We start from the raw sequence: 19,396 nt of genomic DNA on the forward strand, positions 1-19,396 counted from the left end.
TGGTAATTAATGCGTTAGTAGATGATATTTTTTTTAATGGTTTAATAGTCAACTTAGTTTTAAAATATTGTAGTTTTAACTATTTAATAAACCCTCTAATTTTCCAGCCCTTTCTAAAGCATAAATATCATCGCAACCCCCTATATGCTCATCATCTATAAAAATTTGGGGAACACTTGTTCTTCCATTGGCTCTTTCAGACATTTTCTGTTTTGCGGTGCGATCGCCATCTATACAATATTCAATAAAATCGACATTTTTTTGCTCTAATAATCCCTTAGCACGAATACAAAAAGGACAGGTACTCCAAGTATAAATTTCTACTTTTGCGCTCATAGTGCTTAATATTTCTTTACAATAATGCCATTAAAATCTAATTGTACATCAGATCAGGATTGAACAATTAAACTTTAGTACGTTTTATCACCTTATCTCTTCATCCGTGATAATTACCCATACAATCAAACAATTTTTCGTAACATAAGTTAACGTAGAACAAAACTATCCTCTCTCAAGACATAAGTTAGAAAAAGTAACCAACAGAAAAAAAGTTAAAAATAATTAAACCTTTTACGAGGTAAATCGAATCTAAATAAGTGGGTGATTCGTATTTGTGATGATGATTAAAATTTTCTCATGGTATATGGATAACTCCTTCACATTGAAATAAAAAATCACAACGTAACTATTTTGGACATAGGAAAAAATGTTAAAAAATTCTCGAATTTATCCTACCACTATCATTATTCTGAGTCTCATTACCCTCCTTGCAATTTTTGTAATGGCATGGTTAACAGAAAATCAAGCTGTTAATAATATTTTTGAGGATATCGCTATGATTCAAAATAATCCTCCTTTGTGGTTACAAGTACCTGATTTTAAGTCCTATTATTACTTATATATTCCTGCAATTTTATCTATTATCTTTTGTGTTTTAGTTAATAAACTATTTTCTAAGCAAAATAAATTGACTCGTTTGATAACTATTACTATTTTTAGTTTTTTAATGGTGCGTTATATTTTGTGGCGTAGTTTAGCTAGTTTAAATTTTAGTGATAAGACTACAGGACTATTTAGTATTGTTTTATTAGGTATTGAATTATTTTTTATTTTTAGTCCCCTCTTACAAAATTTGCTCATGTTAGGGCTAAAGTTCAGAAATAAAGAGGCAGATAGATTAAGTCAAACGGTTATTGATGGTAGTTATCAACCTACAGTAGATGTTTTAATTCCTACTTATAATGAACCCTACGATATTATCAAAAAAACCATTGTTGCTTGTCAAGGAATAGATTATCAAAGAAAAAAAGTATATTTATTAGATGATGGAGATAGAAAAGAAATTGCTCAATTAGCTTATGAATTAGGATGTAATTATATTACTCGTCCTGATAATTGTCATGCTAAGGCTGGTAATTTAAATAATGCTTTAAAACATACCGATGGAGAATTGATTACGGTGTTTGATGCTGATTTTATTCCTCAGCAAAATTTTTTAACTCGCACGGTGGGCTTTTTTCAAAAACAAAAACTAGCCCTACTACAAACTTATCAGAGTTTTTATTCTCCTGATCCTGTTACTCGTAATTTAGGTTTAGAAAAGAATTTCCCTCCTGATGTAGAAATTTTTTCCCGTCATTATCAAGTAATCAGGGATAGTTGGCAGAGTGCTTTATGTTATGGTAGTTCTTTTTTAGTGAGACGATCGCACTTATTAGACATTGGGGGTTTTTGTCAAAATTCTCTCAGTGAAGACTATCACACGGGAGTGAAGTTATCGGCGCAGGGGTATGAGGTGGCATATCTAAATGAGAGTTTGAGCGCAGGATTATCGGCGGAAAACATTTTTGGGCATATTAGACAAAGGCAGAGATGGGCTAGAGGCACAATTCAATCTTTGTTTATTGCTGAAAATCCTTTAACTATCAAGGGGTTAAATTTTTGGCAGAGATTAGCCCATTTTGAGGGTATTATTCAATGGTTTACTAGCCCTTTACGCATTGCAATTTTCTTTTTGCCTTTGGCTTATACCGCTGGTATTTTGCCCATTGAGGCTAGTTTGCAAGAAATTATTTATTTTGTGGTGCCTTATTATTGTGTGCAGGTTGGTACTTTTGCATGGCTCAATTTTCGTAGTCGTTCGGCGATGATTTCGGAGGTTTATAATATTGTTACTACTTTTCCTGTGACGTGGGAGGTAATTCAAACTTTGATTACTCCTCTTGGTTCTATATTTAAGGTTACACCAAAGGGAACTAAGTGCGATCGCTATTATTTCAATTGGAGTCTAGCCTCTCCTTTATGTTTCGTTTTGGCGGTTAATGTGGCTAATTTAATTAGTATTATCGGCTTGATTCAAACAGATTCTTTGGGAGAATTAAATTCTGTGGGGGGAATTAGTTTAATTCTTTTTTGGAATATTTATAATTTGATGATTATTTCCCTTTCTCTTTGGGCAATGTTGGATATACCAAAGCCCAATAATTATGAATGGTTTAACATTTTTGAAGAAATTAGGGTTGTAATTGATGAGCATATTTATCAAGGTATAATTACTCAAATTTCCGATGTAGGGGCGCTCGTGGAGTTAGATTATTCTTCTCTCAAAAGTATTAATCAAGAATTTAAGATATTAATTAGTCAAAATCAGTTACCTGTCAAGTCTGAAAACGTAGAAATAATTGGTCAAAATTTATATCTTAAGGGTGAAGTATTAGAAGTTATTGAAGGAATAAATAATAATAAGTTAAATATAGTTTTTGATACCACAAATATTGAGCGTTATCGTCAATTAATTACTAAAATATATTGTCTTGATAATAACCCATGGACAAGTTTAAATACTGCTTCTGAATGGAAGACTATTTATCTATTATTTCGCTCTTTAATTACCACTCCTTGGCGTTGGATAAATTATAATATTTATCAAAGAAAAATGTTGTTGGGTAATATATCCTATGAGTTAGAAGGGAGTGAAGAAAAGAAAACTAAAACAGTATTAACTTCAACCTGGGATGATTAATTTATGTTGTTGTTACATATTATATTTTAAATTAATTCAAAAAATATTGTTGTTAATAACTGTAGTTTAAACTAAGAAAACATTCAAAGAGAATAAGTAAGCTAACAAAGATTAGCTCAAAAACGTTATAACCTTACCTTTGACTAACATTTCATGGGTATCATGACGAAAATTTTCTGGTCTGCTATATTAGTTCATACACAGGAAATTTTATTTTTGCTTATTTATATTTTCTCTCTATTTTCCTTTTATGTGTTTCCCTTTCTTATTCCTCTCTACATTTAGTCTAAACTACAGTTAGTTATTCGGACATATAATAGAAAGAAAAATGTCGTCTGTAAAACTAACAATGGATTTAAATCTACTATTTAACCTCTCGAATCTTTTTGTCTTACCCTTTTGGATACTAATGATTGCTCTGCCAAAATGGTCAATCACCCAAAAAATAATGAAATCTTACTTAATATTTATTCCCCTGATTTTGCTCTATATCTACCTATTTGTGACTAGCCTAGACGCAGAATCAGCCCAAACCTTATCTAATCCTCAATTACCAGAATTAGCCCAAGTATTTAGTAATCCTATCGTAACCTTTGCTGCGTGGACTCATTTCCTCGTCCTCGACTTATTCCTCGGCAGACATATCTATTGGCAAGGGCAAGAGAAAAATATTTGGACTATTCACTCTCTAATATTATGCTTATTTGCAGGACCTATGCGCTTTTTATCTCATATAATTACTGATGCCATTCAATCTAATTTCAAAAAAACAGAAATTATTATTGATAACTCCTAAGTCCAACAATCCCCATCATTTTTATTTAGGTGGGGCTTCATTATAAGAAAACAATAATTGTGGGCTATGACTGTAATCATCCACAAAATATTTTGATGGACTCAGTCTGTAACATCAAAACTATAATTGTTTATTATCAAAACTTATGTTATCTTTGAATCAAAATCTTAAAAACTGCAAATGTTAAATGGTTAATAATACCTCCTTAAAACATATACTGTCCCTTGAATTAAGCACAGGGAAAAAGACATTTTTATTAGAAAAAAATATCCATTCCTTGGGTAGAAGTTCTAGTAATTCTCTTATTATTAACCACCGAGTAACCTCTCGTCATCATGGCAGTATTATTAAAGTTATTTATCAACATAAAAAAGAAGACAAATTTGATATAGCTTTTTGGATTTTAGATGGTGATTTTAAGGGTAATAAAAGTAGAAATGGACTATTTGTTAATACAAAAAAGGTTGACATATACAAATTATCTCCCGGAGATATTATCATTTTAGGGGGCATAGAGATAAAAGGGAAATATGATATTCTAAACATCGATTCTAAGGAATTTTTAAGTGTCATTCATAAAGAAAATCCCCAAAATGTAACCTCTTTCATCACCACTGAAAAAGAGATTTTCCATAGTGACATATTAACTGAAAACTCGGAAGATAGTGATTATCAAGAACTAAAGCATATCGAAACAGAAAATAACTATTGTACCGATAGCATTGCTGAATTAATTGAAGGAATTATATTTATTGATATTCATACCTCCAAAATAATAGACTGTAATCAATCTTTTATTAAAATGCTTGATTACGAAAAAAAAGAAGATATTATCAAACTTAGTCTTGAAAATATTTTTACCATTGACAAAGAGATTTTAGAAGATGATATTAAACTATTAATCAGTGATAAATATGAAAGTGTTTTAAGACACTCTGCGATTAAGCAAAAAGAGAATGAGTTTTTACCTGTTCAAGTAAAAGTAAGGGCTGTTTCTCAAGGAGAAAGAAATTTGATTTGTATATCTATTTTAGACATAGCAGAAGAAAGAAAACTAGAAGAGTTATTACGTTATCGAAGCTATCATGATTTAATTACTAATCTTCCTAATTATAAACTGTTTAAAGAACATTTATTTTCTGTCTTAGCGAACTATTATAGTAACGAAGAAGGTAATATTGCCTTAGTATTAGTAAAAATCAACGAATGGAAAGAAATTGGTTATAACTATAACTATGAAGTTGCAGAACTAATTTTAAAAAAAGTCTCTAAAAAATTCAAAAAATTAATTTCCGCTCAAGACATATTGTATCATTGGCGCGATGACGAATTTGCTTTTTTGTTGGCTCAAAATACTGTGGAATATTTGGACAAAATTAAATATGAAATATTACTAATTGCCCAACAACCATTTTTAGTACAAGAGGAAGAAATACAAATAAGTTTTAGTATGGGTAGCGCATCTTATCCTACGGATGGTAACTATGAAGAAATTTTACTACAAAAAGCTGATCGCACTTTAGTTGAAAACTATTACGAATATATAAAAAACAAATAAATTATTAATAAATAATAGTAGTTTGAAATACTTATAAATTTTGCTAAAATCTTATATGCTGTTAATATGTTAGGGTAATTAATCTTTATAAAGAGAATAATGACTAACATTAAAAATTTACATTTATCTTTAGAGCATAACTTATTAAAAGAAAAACTAATTAACACTCCTAATAGCTTGATTATTCAAGACTTAGATGGGGTGTGTATGGGCTTAGTAAAAGATCCATTAAATAGAATTATAAAATGGGATTATGTGCAGTCAGCAAAGAAAATGAAGGATCATTTTTTTGTACTTACTAACGGCGAACATATTGGGAAAAGGGGAGTAAATAACATTATCGAAAAATCAGCTTCTTCTGCTCAAGAAGTCAAAGAAACAGGCTATTATTTACCTGGTTTGGCAGGGGGAGGAGTGCAGTGGCAAGACTGTTTTGGTAATGTAGAACACCCTGGTATAAGTGATAAAGAACTAAACTTTTTAGCTAGTGTTCCTCACATTGTTAGGGAAAAATTAACTGATTTTTGTATAAAAGAATGTAACTTTTTAAGCCCAAAAGGAATCAATAATATCATTGATGCAGTAATTCTTGATAACTTTGTTTCTCCCACAGTTAATATTAATACCTTTTATGAAAAATTAACTGATCACAATTCTATTTATATCAACTTACAAAACGAAGTTAAATTGTTGATGGATGAGTTATTAAGCCAAGCCGAAAAAGAAGGTTTAAAAGACTCATTTTTTGTCCATTATGCCCCTAATTTGGGTAGAGATGATAACGGTTTGGAAATATTACGTCCTGCCACAGAAACCGATTCAGGTACTACGGATTTTCAATTTATGGTAACAGGGGGAATAAAGGAAGCAGGGGTTTTATTTTTACTTAATTATTACTATTATTTACACACAGGAGAATATCCTTTGGGAGAAGATTTTAATGTGAGAAAAGCCCCCCATACTCAGGAAGAATTATTAAGTTTAGTAGTGAATAATTTTGATCCCGAAAAGATGCCTTTTATCGTAGGTGTAGGTGATACTGTTAATAGTACGGTGATGGAACAAAATGGCAAAACAATCGTCCGTAGGGGAGGAAGCGATCGCAACTTCTTACAATTAATTCAAAATATTGGTGATAAATTTAATATAGATAATGCTGTAGTTTATATTGATAGTTCGGGAGGAGAAATCAAAAATAGAAAACCTATAAAACTAGGTAAAGATGGTGAAAAAACTATTGTTTTAGAAGGACCAGGGGATACTTTAGATAAAGAAGAACCTTTAAAATTAAATATGGTTTTTCCCCAAGGACATCAACAATACTGTAAGTTTTTTTGTGAAGTTGCGAACAGTCGTAAAACTGATTAATTCTTTATTGATCCACAAGTTTGGATAAGGATGCACAAGTTTGGGCAAGAATCCACAATTCTGGACAAGGGGCTTAAGCCCCTTGTTATGGTTTTATTTGAATATCTTTATTGAAAATATATGAAAAAAAAGAAGTTTTTTTGGCTCAACTTAATTATTATTTCCTTCATTTGCTCACTTTTATTAAACGGTTTTAATTTTAGTATTAATAAAGGAATAGGACAACCAGTTTTTGCTCAAAATAATTCCCAAGGAGTTGTACAACAAGGAACTAAAACTATAATTAATCAGCGAGAAATTAGTCTCCCTTGGATAGAATGGCGAGAAGGAAATCAAACCTATATTGGTATAAGTGATATTGCCTTACAAAATACCCTAGGAGTAGAATTATTAAATAGTAACAATCCCAATGAACAACCTATTCAATGGTTTAATTCCTATCATAATTTACCCGCTCGTTTTGTAAATCCTTATCGTTATTTAGATACAAGAAACCTATTAGAAAATACTGATATTATAATAGAAAGACAGGAAGATACTTTAACTATTAACACCCCCAATAGTCGAGTAAATCGAGTATATGATATTAATCAAAGTCAACAAAAAAGGGTGGTAATTGAGTTAGAAAGACCTACTTTTTTCCGTGTTAGTCAAGCAAGGGATGAAGGGGTAATTATTATTGAGGGGCAACCAACTTTTGGGGTTTCGGGAGAAAGTGATGATAGCTCTATTAATCCTTATAATAACACTGGTGCGTTAGAGGATGAGGGGGATAGAGTCAGGGGCGTGCAAAATCCTGTTTCTGGTGCTTTATTTCGGGTGGAAACGAATAATAATGCCACCCTTGTTCATATCAATATTCCTGCGGGGCATAATTTGAGGGTTAATTCCTCTGCCCCTAATTTACTTTTTGCGGAATTAAGCCCTATTGCGAAGGTACAAAAAAACATTTCTTGGTCTAATGATCTTAGTTGGCAGGATAGATATATCAGACTCAGCAATGGAGAGACTTTCTTTGTATCTATGTTAAAAGCTAATTTACAAAGGTCAGAGCTTAGTTTACGCCCCATCGTCACCAATGATAATACCATGATTGGTACAGCACCCCTAAGAACCATAGCACAAGGTCAAGGGGCGATCGCCGCTATTAACGGAGGCTTTTTTAACCGTAATAATCAATTACCCTTGGGTGCCATCAGAAACAATCAAAATTGGCAAAGTGCCCCCATTCTCAATCGGGGAGTATTGGCATGGAATGACGCAGGAAGTTTCCAAATTAGTCGTCTTCGTCTCCAAGAAACCATTACCAATGGTACGGGCGATCGCCTTTTATCCGATTACATCAACAGTGGTTATGTACAAACAGGGGTATCCCGTTACACTCGCAGTTGGGGCAACAGTTACACTAGCCTGAGTAACAATGAGACTATTATAGTAGTAGAGGGCGATCGCATCAGGGAAAAAATAAATGTTGCCCAAGCAGGAAGTAACCCCATCACCATCCCCGCCAACGGCTATTTAATCGTCGTGCGTAACTCCCCCCAACTTGCCTCCAACTTTAACCAAGGGCAACCACTGCAAATTACCAGCACCACAACTCCCCCCACCATGGCGAATTTTCCCCATATGCTTGGGGCAGGGCCTATGCTATTGAACAACCGTCAAATCGTCCTCAACGGCGAAGCAGAAGGCTTTAGCAATGCCTTTAATCAACAAAGGGCATCCCGTAGCGCCGTAGCCCTTGATAACCAAGGTAACATCATGTTTGTAGCTGTTCATCAAAGAATAGGAGGCTCGGGCCCTGGCTTACAAGAATTTGCCCAAATTCTCCTACAACTAGGGGCAAAAGACGCCCTCAACCTTGATGGCGGTAGTTCCACCCAAATTTATCTGGGAGGAGAAATAATTGATCGTTCTCCCGTTACCGCCGCTCGAGTACATAATGGATTAGGTTTGTTTTACCGTCCTCGAAATTAGAAGAGCAAAAAAAAGCCCCTCTCCCATAGGAGAGGGGTTGAGGTGAGGGTAAATTAAATTTCTTTTAATACTTCTGCCGCCGCTTTGATAGTGGCTTCAATGTCTTCTTCCGTGTGAGCCAAAGAAGTAAAACCAGCTTCAAATTGAGAAGGAGCTAAATAAACACCTTTTTCGAGCATTCCTCGGTGGAAACGTCCAAATTTAGCTGTATCTGCCTTTTTAGCATCATTATAATTGTGAACAGGGGTATCAGAAAAGAACATCCCAAACATACCGCTAATATTACCACCATTTACCTGATGTCCTGCTTTACGGGCGACATCTAACAAACCAGTAATTAACTGATTGGTGATTTTTTCTAAATACTCATAGGTACCAGGTTTTTGTAACAATTCGAGGGTTTTAATCCCTGCCATCATAGCCAAAGGATTACCAGATAAAGTTCCAGCCTGATACATAGGGCCTGCGGGGGCTACCATGGACATGATTTCTTTTTTACCACCATAGGCACCCACAGGTAAACCACCACCGATTACCTTCCCAAGGGTAGTTAAATCAGGGGTAACGCCAAATTTTTCTTGTACTCCACCATAGGCAATACGGAAACCTGTCATGACTTCATCGAATACCAATAGAGCATCATTTTCTTCGGTGATTACTCTCAACCCTTCGAGGAATCCAGCATCAGGGGGTACAAATCCAGCATTACCTACCACCGCCTCAAGGATTACCCCAGCAATTTCTCCTTTGTTGTCTTCAAATAGTTTTTTAACGGCTTCTAGGTCATTATAGGGGGCTGTGAGGGTGTCGGAAGTAACACTTTTGGGAACTCCCGGAGAATCAGGCAAACCAAGGGTAGCAACCCCTGAACCTGCTTGAACTAGGAACATATCTCCATGACCATGATAACAGCCTTCAAATTTAATAATTTTGTTTCTCTTGGTATAAGCGCGCATCAAGCGTAATACGGATAAACAAGCTTCGGTACCAGAGTTTACAAACCTCACCATTTCAATGCTGGGTACGGCTTCGATAACCATTTCAGCGAGGACGTTTTCGAGCAAACAAGGGGCACCAAAACTGGTGCCTTTTTCTAATACTTCTTTGAGGGCGCTCAATACTTCGGGATGGGCATGACCACAAATGGCAGGGCCCCAACTGCCGACATAATCAATATATTTATTATTATCTACGTCCCAAATATAAGCTCCGTTTACTCTATCGAATACAATGGGTTGTCCACCCACGGATTTAAATGCTCTTACTGGGGAGTTTACACCCCCTGGCATCAGTTTTTGAGCTTGAGCAAAGATTTCTTCTGATTTTGTGGTTATAAATGATGTTGTGGTAACCAATGTTATCTCCTGGGCTTTTCTGTTTTAATTTTTTATAATCAATCTATTTTACCGAACTATTGGCTTCTAAGTTGTGGATCTGTCTTTACCATGGGTTATGAGTTATATTTTCATCTTTTAATTTTTCGTTGAGTTTATCGTAAATACCAGTAAATTGTAAGGAGTGTAGTTTGGCATAATATCCTTTTTTGGCTATTAACTCTTGATGGTTGCCAACTTCTTTAATGGTACCTTTTTCCAAGGCGACGATTTGATCAGCATCATGGATGGTGGACAGTCTATGGGCAATAACAAGGGTAGTTCTATTTTTTGATAATCTATTCAGGGCATCTTGTACTATTTTTTCGGAAACAGTGTCGAGCGCACTGGTGGCCTCGTCTAGGAGTAGGATTTGAGGATCTCTTAATAAGGCTCGGGCGATCGCAATTCGTTGTTTTTGTCCCCCTGAAAGTAGTACGCCGCGATCGCCTATTTCCGTTTCCAATTGCTCGGATAAATCCATCACAAAATCATAGGCATTAGCCTGTTTTAAGGCATTGATCAAATCTTTCTCACTCACATTATCCATACCATAACAGACGTTGTAACGGACCGTGTTATTGAACAAGAAAGTATCCTGACTTACAATAGCCATTTTATCCCGCACACTCTTAAGATTATATTCCCGATAATCTATGCCATCAATCAAAATTTCACCCTCAGAAGGATCATAAAATCTCACAAATAGATCCCCTAAAGTTGATTTTCCAGAACCAGAAGAACCCACCAAAGCCGTCACCTTACCTTGAGGAATCATTAAATTAATATCTTTCAAAACGAGGGTATCATGACCTGGATAATGGAAACTGAGATTCTTAAGTTCAAAACCCTTTTGCAAAGAAGAAAATTCTATATCTCCTTCGGGTAAAAATGGCTTATCAGACTTATCCAAAAAAGCATGGATAACTTCCACACTACTCGATTGATTGGCAAAAGCATTTCTTTTATTGTCGATTTGGGCAACCAAAGGCACAGCCCTAAATAGTAATATTAAATAAGTTAAAAGAAGAGGAACTAAAGTGCTAGCATCTTCCTGAAAAATTAATTTTCCGATGATAACAATCCCCAAAATAATACATATACCTCCAATTTCATTAAGAGGTTGAATAAAAACGCTGTTATATTGAACCTTTAAAGCAGCTTCTTCTCGCTCATGGATTAAATCAACTAAATTTTGATATTCATTATCTTCCTGACTAACCGATTTGACTAATCTAATGCCTCCCAAAGTTTCTACTAATTTTTGGGTATATGTCCTCGAAATTCTTCTTTGTTCACGACCTAATGCCTTCGACCTCTTCACAAAAACTTGATTACTACGACTCAAAAGAAATAGCAAAAAGCCAGTAATTAAAGTCAATTGCCAAGAAAGAGTCATTAGTATGGCACTAAAAGTTAATAAATTAAAAGAAATACTTAACATTCCAATGGCCGTATTAATAGACGATGCCGTTCTACTGCATTCTGTCTCTAAATAACTCATTAAAGTACCTGTTTTTGTCCTTTGAAAAAAATCTAAATCCACAGACATGACAATTTTGAATAAATCATCTCGAATACTATTTGCCAATCTTTTAGTTAGCCACGAACTAGACAAACTATTTAACATATTATTAACATTTTTCAATATAATAATAAAGACAATAGTTCCTAACATTAATGCTATTTTCAAGTTACCTGAAAAACTGTCAAAAATAGAAAACGGTTTACTAAGAATAGGGGGAAAACTACTAATATCTAATAAGCTAGGATCAAGAATAGCAAGAACTATGGGTATAATTAAGGTTATGCCAATACTATTAAACAAAGCCCCTGAAAAACCGAAAAAAAGACTTAGTAGAATCCACCATCGAAAACGGAGGGCATATTCCAGTAATAATTTATTCTGATTCATTTTTATAATTAATATACTGTGGATTTACAAAGAAAATATTATTATTTTATCGGTAAAGAAGTAATGATTTTATCGAGCATGAACATCATTTGTTCTAGGCTATAGTACCGAAAATAACGCTCCCTTGCTCTCAATCCTATTTCTATAGCTGTATCATAATCATTAAAAATGGTTTTGAGTCCTTGGGCTAAATCTTCAGGAGATTGAGGCTCAACTAGATAACCTGTCTCTTGAAGTACTTCGGGAATATCACCTACCCTTGTCGCTAAAATGGGTTTTGCCATGGCCATAGCATCGGTGAGCTTTAGGGGAAATTGGGCTATGGTTTCGGGGGTTTGTCTTTGGGGAATTACCATTACGTCCGCACAGGATATAATTTCGGGCATTTGCTCAAAGGGTTGGGGTTCCATGGAAATAATCCATTTTGACCATTTTTGCTGTAAATACTGATCGTAATCGTCATAGGGGCTACCTCCAACTATTACTAATCTAAGATCTTCCCACTGTAATAAATCCATGGCTTCGAGTAGGTCTTCTAATCCTTTATAGGGGCGAGGAGCACCAGGAAACATCAAGACTCGATATTTTTCTAGTCCATATTTTGTTTTACAGGTCAGGGGGTCAAATTTAGCAGGATTAAAAAGTTCTAGGTCTTTTCCTTGGGGTATATATGTCCCACCGAATTTTTTTTGTAAAAATGTATTGTGGGTGGTGACGGCATCGGCATAGGAGATGAATTTTTCGAGCCAACGAAGATATAGGGGATGATCTGGATACCTTAAGGCTCCATCTTCTTTGATTATTTCTTTGATAAATTTGATCGGTTTAAAGCCAAATTTCCAATTATCTCCCCCATGCCAACTCATTTCCCAGTCATCTATGTCTAAGATAAGAGGACGACCAGAAGTTAGTTTTTTGATAATAGCTAAACCATAGCTGGTGGTTTTGGGTTTAATGGCATAAAGAATATCTCCATCAATTTGATTTAGTAATTCTTTACTGGCACTAATTATTCCTGAATGATATTCACAGGGTACATAGACTATGGGAATGTCGGTGGAAAATTTAGGGGTTTGTGATCCAAATCCTAAGCCAAATATTTTTACCTGGTGTCCTATTCTTTGTAGGGCTTTACCCAAAAGAAAGGGGCGTACGGCACCACCCCAGCGGCCTGAGCCACTGGTGGACAAATCACTAACTATTATGGATATTTTTAGGGGATGTTTGTTGGTATTCAAAACAATCTTAGTAGTGGGTTAATGAGTTCACGAGTATAATGGCAAGTTAAGTTTTATTTCGTAATGTTATTTTATCTATAGATTTTAGTCAATTTTTTATTATGAATATTATTAGAATTCCCGTTTTATCGGACAATTATATCTTTGTTTTACACGATCGCACTTTAAACCAAGCAGCAGTGGTAGACCCAGCGGAGGCTCACCCCGTTTTAGACTGTTTGGAGAGCTTAGGAGCCAAGTTAGTGGCTATTTTTAACACTCACCATCACCTAGACCATGTGGGGGGTAACAAAGAGTTATTAGAGGCATTTCCCGATGCTGTTGTTTATGGTGGAGAAGAAGATCGGGGGAGGATTCCTCGTCAACAGTTTTTCCTTAAGGAAGGAGATAAGGTGGAATTTGCTGGTAAAAAAGGAGATGTCTTTTTTGTACCCGGTCACACCAAAGCCCACATTGCCTACTATTTTGCCCCTACCGATAAAAATGAGGTGGGAGAGCTATTTTGTGGAGATACCCTCTTTGCTGGGGGCTGTGGACGTTTGTTTGAGGGTACTCCTGCCCAGATGGTTAATTCCTTAAGTAAGCTTCGCTCCTTGCCCGATAACACCAGGGTATGGTGCGCCCATGAATACACCTTGAGTAACTTAAAATTTGCTATTACAGTGGATGGTAACAATTTAGACCTTATGAATCGTTACCAAGAGGTTACAATGGCACGGGAAAATGATCAGCCCACTATTCCTACCCTTATTGGATTAGAAAAAAAGACTAATCCTTTTATGCGTTGGGATAGTGATCAGATTAAATCTGCCATGGGTTTTGAGGAACCAAGTCGGGTATTCGGTCGTTTACGGGGTATGAAAGATAATTTTTAGGAAATTACTACTCATTTTGTGGTCTAATTGCCTATTATTTAAGAGGTTATCTTTTACTATGTGATTAATTTTTATTGATCATATTCGTTAACCAAAATAAAAATACATCGTTGGGTCCTTTGGCTAAGTTATTTTTTAAATTTTTTGTGGGGAGTTTTAATGTCTGTAAGTAAAGTAAATTATCGTCCCAAGAAAGGGGGACCTAAAAAAGTACAACCCCCCAAGAAGGGGGCTAGGGTGAATTGGCTTTTAATGGGATTTGGTTTAAGTGCGATCGCCTCTTTGTCCACCGCCATAGGTGCTTTACTCGCCCTTTCTTTTACTCAAACTCCCCTCAATCAAGTTCGCCTAAGTCCGGACGAAGAAGCAGTTTTTAATCAAGAAGAAACTTTAAGTTACAGTAGCTTGAATGTTCCTGAACTGCGCAGACCCATTAATATCCTTGTATTAGGCATTAAATCTTTAAGTACCGACATCCCCGACTATCCAGAAACCAATTTAGGTTATCATCCCCTTGTCAACTCCTTCCAAGGGCGATCGGATAGCATGATGTTACTAAGACTAGATCCCCGAAAAAATGAGGTGGTTGTGTTGTCCATCCCCCGTGACACCAGAACCCGTGTGGAGGGCGTTGGCATAACCAAAATCAACGATGCCAACGCCTATGGAGGAGCATCCCTCGCCGCTGAATCCGTTAGTAATCTTCTTAACGGTGTGGAAATTGACCGTTATGTGCGCATCAATGTCCAAGGAGTTGAAAAACTCATCGATGCCCTTGGGGGGGTAGATTTCTATGTTCCCAAAGACATGAAATATACGGATCATAGTCAACGCCTTTATATTGACTTAGAAGAAGGACAACAACAGTTAGATGGTCAAAAAGCATTACAACTTTTACGATTCCGTTACGATGCCCTTGGGGATGTGGGTAGGGTACAACGACAACAAGCTCTGATCAGAGCCTTAACAGAACAGGCTTTAAGTCCTAAAACAGTCTTACGTATTCCTGAAATTTTAGGTATTGTTCGCTCCCATATCGACACTAACCTAGGTACAAATGAATTAATTGCCATGGCAGCTTTCATGGGGCAGAAAAGCAGATCCGATTTTCAGATGGTGATGTTGCCAGGAGATTTTAACCAGCCAGAAGAAGGACAGCCCAGTTATTGGTTACCTAGTCAAAGGGGTATTACAAGGGTTGCTCAGGACATTTTTGGAGTTCAACCTGATTATTTTTATGCCAATGACAATAGTGATAGTATAGAAGCGCGCCGCGAAGCGGATCCCTACGGGATCGCCCCTAGCAGTGTGAGAGTTGCCATACAAACCCGTGATGGTGACAGAGAAATTGCCCAAAGTGTTGCCAATCAGCTAATAGAATCAGGTTACAACCGAGTTTTCATCAGCACTATTCCCTACAATGAGCCTACTACCAAAACCAGGATTGTCGCCCAAGGGGGAGATCCTTCCATGGCGGCAAGAGTAAGAGTAGCATTGGGTTTAGGGGAAGTATTAGTAGAAAGCACAGGGATTTTAGGTACCGATGTCACCATTCAGGTAGGTAGAGACTGGACTATGGACAATGAGCCATCGACCATTGATAATTAATAAAAAAACTTTCTTCTTTTAACCTAGAAAATGAAGAAGGTTACATATAAATCATCAATTATTCATGCGTATTTACGGTAACAGAGAAATTAAGACTCTTTCGGGGCAAGATACCCGCCCCACTACCTCCAAGGTGAGGGAAGCCATTTTTAATATTTGGCAACATAAAATTTATGGCTCTCGATGGCTCGATTTATGTGCAGGAAATGGCACTATGGGAGCCGAAGCCCTTTGTCGTGGAGCAAGTAAAGCTGTTGCGATCGAAAAATCTCCCCGTGCCTGTCAAATTATCAGAGACAACTGGCAAAAAATAGCCCAAGAAAATCAAGAAATTATAGTTTTAAAAGGAGATCTTTTAAAAAGATTAAAAAGTTTACAAGGACATCAGTTTGACCTTATTTACCTCGATCCTCCCTATCATTTAAACCTTTATAATCCTACCTTAAAAGCTATTTTTGATTATAATTTATTATCTTCTCAAGGAGAAATAGCCACAGAATTTGACAAGAAAAAATCCCCCGTAATAATGACCGATACATGGCAACTATTACAGGAGAAATCCTATGGTAACACGGATGTTAATTTCTATGGAAAATTGTCTTAATTTACAAAGTGAAATAACAAAAATTCGCTATCTTCTTGGTTACTCTTAATAGTTAGTAAATCTTCTTCTTTAATGGCAACTCCATCACCAGCATTAATGGTCTGATTATTTAGTTCTAATTCCCCTTTTACCAGTTGAATCCAAGCATAATCATTATTAGCCAAAGAATGACCTATTTTTTCATTTTCTCCTAAAATAGCAGACCAAACATTGACATTTTGATGAATTTTTAAAGAATTATTTTCCCCCTCTGGAGAAACTAATAAACATAATTTTCCTTTCTTTTCCTCCTCAGAAAAGATTTTTTGTTCATAACTAGGCTCTAAATTTTTTTGAGCAGGTACAATCCAAATTTGTAATAAATGGACTTCTTTTTGACTAGAGTGATTAAATTCACTATGACGAATACCCGTCCCCGCACTCATCCTTTGTACTTCTCCCCTCGAAATAGTTTCACCGTTACCGATACTGTCTTTATGCTCTAATTCTCCCTCAATGACATAGGTAACAATTTCCATGTCTTGATGTCCATGGGTGCCAAAACCTTTTCCAGGGGCAATTTTATCCTCATTAATAACCAAAAGATCACCAAATCCCGTATATTTAGGATCATAATAACTTCCGAAAGAAAAAGTATGTTTTGTGTTTAACCAGTCAAACTTAACGTGTCCTCTTTCAGCGGATGGGCGTATTGTAATCATTATTTTTTGTCCTAAAGTTAATCTGATTTATTTTGAATAAATATCTCCGTTAGCAATTGTTAATAATTGATAAAAGAGTAATCCTGAGTTATGTTAATAATAAAAAATATGGCATGACTCCATACTTTTAAAGATTCCACAAATGGAATGGGAATAGAAGTATGAATACTACTCAGGATAAAATCAAGTATAGCACTAGCAAAGTTACAAGTATTGTTCGTTAATTCCCACTCAAATACTGTAGATAACCACAATAATTATTGTTTAATATTACGCTAACTTTAGACAAAATAACAGATAAATATAAGTTAATAACAATTTATTGGTGCTCTGAAATTATTTGATAAATAGGAATGAAATTTTCCCACGGTAATAAAATTGGTTGCTTATTAAAAATTAACTGCCCATGATAGGTTTTTTTGTCAATGGCAACCCCAATAGGCTGAGAATCAAGAGTTACATGAAATTTGCAATATGTTTCGTAAATTTCTTTGGCGGCTCTTAACATAGTAGGGTCTAATATTTGAGGAATACTATTTAAAACTTTCTGGGAGAGATGATTTTTATTGATTACTGGCATAGTTTTTTTAAAAATATATAAATAGTTGGGATGCTAACACTAAAATATATTCTACTTATATCTGAGGTAAAGAGATCTTTTTATATTATCAGTATTAAATTTTTATTAGTGATATTAAACTTATGGTGAAATAGCTTATAAAAATGCTCGAAAACATTACTTGAGAAACATTGTAAGTGTTCTGTCTAAAAATCTTTGCGATCTATATTTATCTGACTTTTTAGCTTTTATTTGGAAGAAGTCTATTATCCCTTTGTCCATGGCATTCTACTTATGACGTAGATAATCATAAAGTCTTACATATTGTTTTCCAGGATTATTCCATGAGTAGTCATATTCCATACCTTGTTTTTGGAGTATTTCAAAGTCTTTGGGGTAATGATGCCACAGGGAAATGGCTCTTTCTAATCCCGACTCTAGGGCGTTATGGTCATTTTCATAAAATACAAATCCATTGCGTTTATCTGGGCTATGGTGCTGGTCATAATCTTTATCAAAGACTGTATCCATTAAACCCCCAACTCCTCTAACTACGGGGATTGTACCATATTTTAGACCAATCATCTGGGTTAGTCCACAGGGTTCGTAAACACTAGGGACAACGATAATATCAGCCCCCGCATAGATAAGATGGGCTAATTCTTCGTTAAATCCTAGTTCTAAATGACAGTCTGGGTTGTCGTTGAGAAAACCTTTTTCGTGGGTAAACCAATTATTAATACTCGGTTCGGTGGCTGATCCTAGCAAAACAAATTGGGCGTTATTATGGATAGAGTGGTAAATACTATGGTGAACTAGGTCAACCCCTTTTTGACCGTCTAAACGACCCACAAAAGCAACGATGGGCTTATGTTCATTCCTCAGTAGTAGTCTTTCTCGAAGGGCTTTCCTATTTTTAGCTTTTCCTTCAAATATATCGATGGTGTATTTGTGGGGAATGAGGGTATCTATTTCAGGATTCCAGATATTGTAGTCAATGCCGTTGAGGATGCCATCAAATTTGTAGTGGTGTAGTTCTAGGGTATGCCCTAAGCCATAGCTGACATCGCTGTATCTGGCTTCCCAAGCGTGGTGAGGGGATACGGTGTTGATGTGGTTAGAATAGACTATGCCCCCTTTCATCAGGTTGAGGGCAAAGGGGTTAAAGTTGTCCCTGAGGCGATCGTAATCATAATAATATTTTTCGTTATTTAAACCTGTGGCTTCGAGAATTTCTGTTCCTGTGATACCTTGGTGTTTAAAGTTATGGACGGTAAAACATACTCTCTGATTTGCCATACCATGCCATTTATACATTTCGTACAACATGACTGGTACTAATGCTGTTTGCCAATCATGGCAGTGAATAATGTCGGGGCGTTTGTTGCTGATAAATAAAAATTCTAAAGCTGCTTTACTAAAAAAGGCAAAGCGCATGGTGTCGTCGTTACAACCATAATAACAACCTCGATCAAAGAATTGATCTTGGGAATAGGGTTTGATGAAAAAACAAAGGCGCCCATGAACCCATCCACAATATACGGAACAATGAACGGTGCCATCGTACCAAGGGACATATAAATCTTTGTAGGCATCATGGAGTCCCCAGATATGATCATAACGCATACAATCATACATAGGCAGGATAATTTCTACGGTGTTACCTCTGTTTTCTACTTCTCGGCTTAAACCATAGATAACGTCTCCTAACCCTCCTGCTTTGATGACAGGTGCGCACTCTGAAGCAATATGAACAATATACATAGAGAGCTTTTTCCCCTTAGTTTTTGCTATTTTCCGTT

Annotated in this window: 15 protein-coding genes; 8 read left to right on the forward strand and 7 right to left on the reverse strand. The window is 35.8% G+C overall.

The features are described 5' to 3' along the window. Window positions 1–75: 75 nt before the first annotated feature. Window positions 76–336 (reverse strand): glutaredoxin 3, encoded by a 261-nt coding sequence (gene grxC, locus AA637_RS09535; RefSeq protein ID WP_446682569.1) that lies wholly within the window; start codon window positions 334–336, stop codon window positions 76–78. 370 nt (window positions 337–706) lie between these two features. Here grxC and AA637_RS09540 point away from each other — a divergent pair, with 370 nt between their 5' ends. The 5 genes from AA637_RS09540 to AA637_RS09560 all read left to right on the forward strand — a co-directional run bounded on the left by AA637_RS09540 (window position 707) and on the right by AA637_RS09560 (window position 8,721). After that, the gene (locus tag AA637_RS09540) at window positions 707–3,022 is read left to right on the forward strand and encodes a glycosyltransferase (protein ID WP_446682570.1); all 2,316 of its coding nucleotides are present in this window, start codon (window positions 707–709) and stop codon (window positions 3,020–3,022) included. 349 nt (window positions 3,023–3,371) lie between these two features. Beyond that, window positions 3,372–3,818 (forward strand): ABA4-like family protein, encoded by a 447-nt coding sequence (locus AA637_RS09545; protein ID WP_446682571.1) that lies wholly within the window; start codon window positions 3,372–3,374, stop codon window positions 3,816–3,818. Between the two features lie 187 nt (window positions 3,819–4,005). Continuing rightward, complete coding sequence (locus AA637_RS09550; RefSeq protein WP_446682572.1) at window positions 4,006–5,376, forward strand: diguanylate cyclase domain-containing protein; 1,371 nt, start codon at window positions 4,006–4,008, stop codon at window positions 5,374–5,376. A 99-nt stretch (window positions 5,377–5,475) separates the two neighbouring features. Next, window positions 5,476–6,744, forward strand: coding sequence for a glucosylglycerol 3-phosphatase (stpA, locus tag AA637_RS09555; RefSeq protein ID WP_446682573.1), 1,269 nt, complete (start codon window positions 5,476–5,478; stop codon window positions 6,742–6,744). A 120-nt stretch (window positions 6,745–6,864) separates the two neighbouring features. Next, window positions 6,865–8,721, forward strand: a complete 1,857-nt coding sequence (locus AA637_RS09560) for a phosphodiester glycosidase family protein (RefSeq protein ID WP_446682574.1) — start codon at window positions 6,865–6,867, stop codon at window positions 8,719–8,721. A 53-nt stretch (window positions 8,722–8,774) separates the two neighbouring features. Here the strand turns inward: AA637_RS09560 and hemL are convergent, their stop codons facing one another. The 3 genes from hemL to AA637_RS09575 form a co-directional block, all read right to left on the reverse strand. Continuing rightward, entirely contained in the window at window positions 8,775–10,076 is a 1,302-nt protein-coding gene (gene hemL / locus AA637_RS09565) for a glutamate-1-semialdehyde 2,1-aminomutase (RefSeq protein WP_446682575.1), read from the reverse strand. An 85-nt stretch (window positions 10,077–10,161) separates the two neighbouring features. After that, entirely contained in the window at window positions 10,162–12,009 is a 1,848-nt protein-coding gene (locus AA637_RS09570; protein ID WP_446682576.1) for an ABC transporter ATP-binding protein, read from the reverse strand. 41 nt (window positions 12,010–12,050) lie between these two features. Then, window positions 12,051–13,247 carry a glycosyltransferase family 4 protein gene (locus AA637_RS09575; protein ID WP_446682577.1) on the reverse strand — a complete coding sequence of 399 codons (1,197 nt, stop codon included), beginning with the start codon at window positions 13,245–13,247 and terminating at the stop codon, window positions 12,051–12,053. A 101-nt stretch (window positions 13,248–13,348) separates the two neighbouring features. Here AA637_RS09575 and gloB point away from each other — a divergent pair, with 101 nt between their 5' ends. The 3 genes from gloB to rsmD all read left to right on the forward strand — a co-directional run bounded on the left by gloB (window position 13,349) and on the right by rsmD (window position 16,334). Then, on the forward strand, window positions 13,349–14,122 hold the full coding sequence (gene gloB / locus AA637_RS09580) for a hydroxyacylglutathione hydrolase (protein WP_446682578.1): 774 nt from the start codon (window positions 13,349–13,351) through the stop codon (window positions 14,120–14,122). 159 nt (window positions 14,123–14,281) lie between these two features. Further along, window positions 14,282–15,730 (forward strand): LCP family protein, encoded by a 1,449-nt coding sequence (locus tag AA637_RS09585; RefSeq protein WP_446682579.1) that lies wholly within the window; start codon window positions 14,282–14,284, stop codon window positions 15,728–15,730. A gap of 64 nt (window positions 15,731–15,794) precedes the next feature. Then, on the forward strand, window positions 15,795–16,334 hold the full coding sequence (gene rsmD / locus AA637_RS09590) for a 16S rRNA (guanine(966)-N(2))-methyltransferase RsmD (RefSeq protein WP_446682580.1): 540 nt from the start codon (window positions 15,795–15,797) through the stop codon (window positions 16,332–16,334). Here rsmD and AA637_RS09595 read toward each other — a convergent pair. From AA637_RS09595 to glgA, 3 genes are all read right to left on the reverse strand, one after another. Continuing rightward, entirely contained in the window at window positions 16,331–17,035 is a 705-nt protein-coding gene (locus tag AA637_RS09595) for a pirin family protein (protein WP_446682581.1), read from the reverse strand. The two genes, rsmD and AA637_RS09595, sit on opposite strands and share 4 nt — an antisense overlap. A 319-nt stretch (window positions 17,036–17,354) precedes the next feature. After that, the gene (locus tag AA637_RS09600) at window positions 17,355–17,615 is read right to left on the reverse strand and encodes a hypothetical protein (RefSeq protein ID WP_069789600.1); all 261 of its coding nucleotides are present in this window, start codon (window positions 17,613–17,615) and stop codon (window positions 17,355–17,357) included. A gap of 267 nt (window positions 17,616–17,882) precedes the next feature. Next, window positions 17,883–19,358 carry a glycogen synthase GlgA gene (gene glgA / locus AA637_RS09605; protein ID WP_446682582.1) on the reverse strand — a complete coding sequence of 492 codons (1,476 nt, stop codon included), beginning with the start codon at window positions 19,356–19,358 and terminating at the stop codon, window positions 17,883–17,885. Window positions 19,359–19,396: the final 38 nt, after the last annotated feature.

The organism is Cyanobacterium sp. HL-69, assembly GCA_002813895.1.
Lineage (GTDB): Bacteria > Cyanobacteriota > Cyanobacteriia > Cyanobacteriales > Cyanobacteriaceae > Cyanobacterium.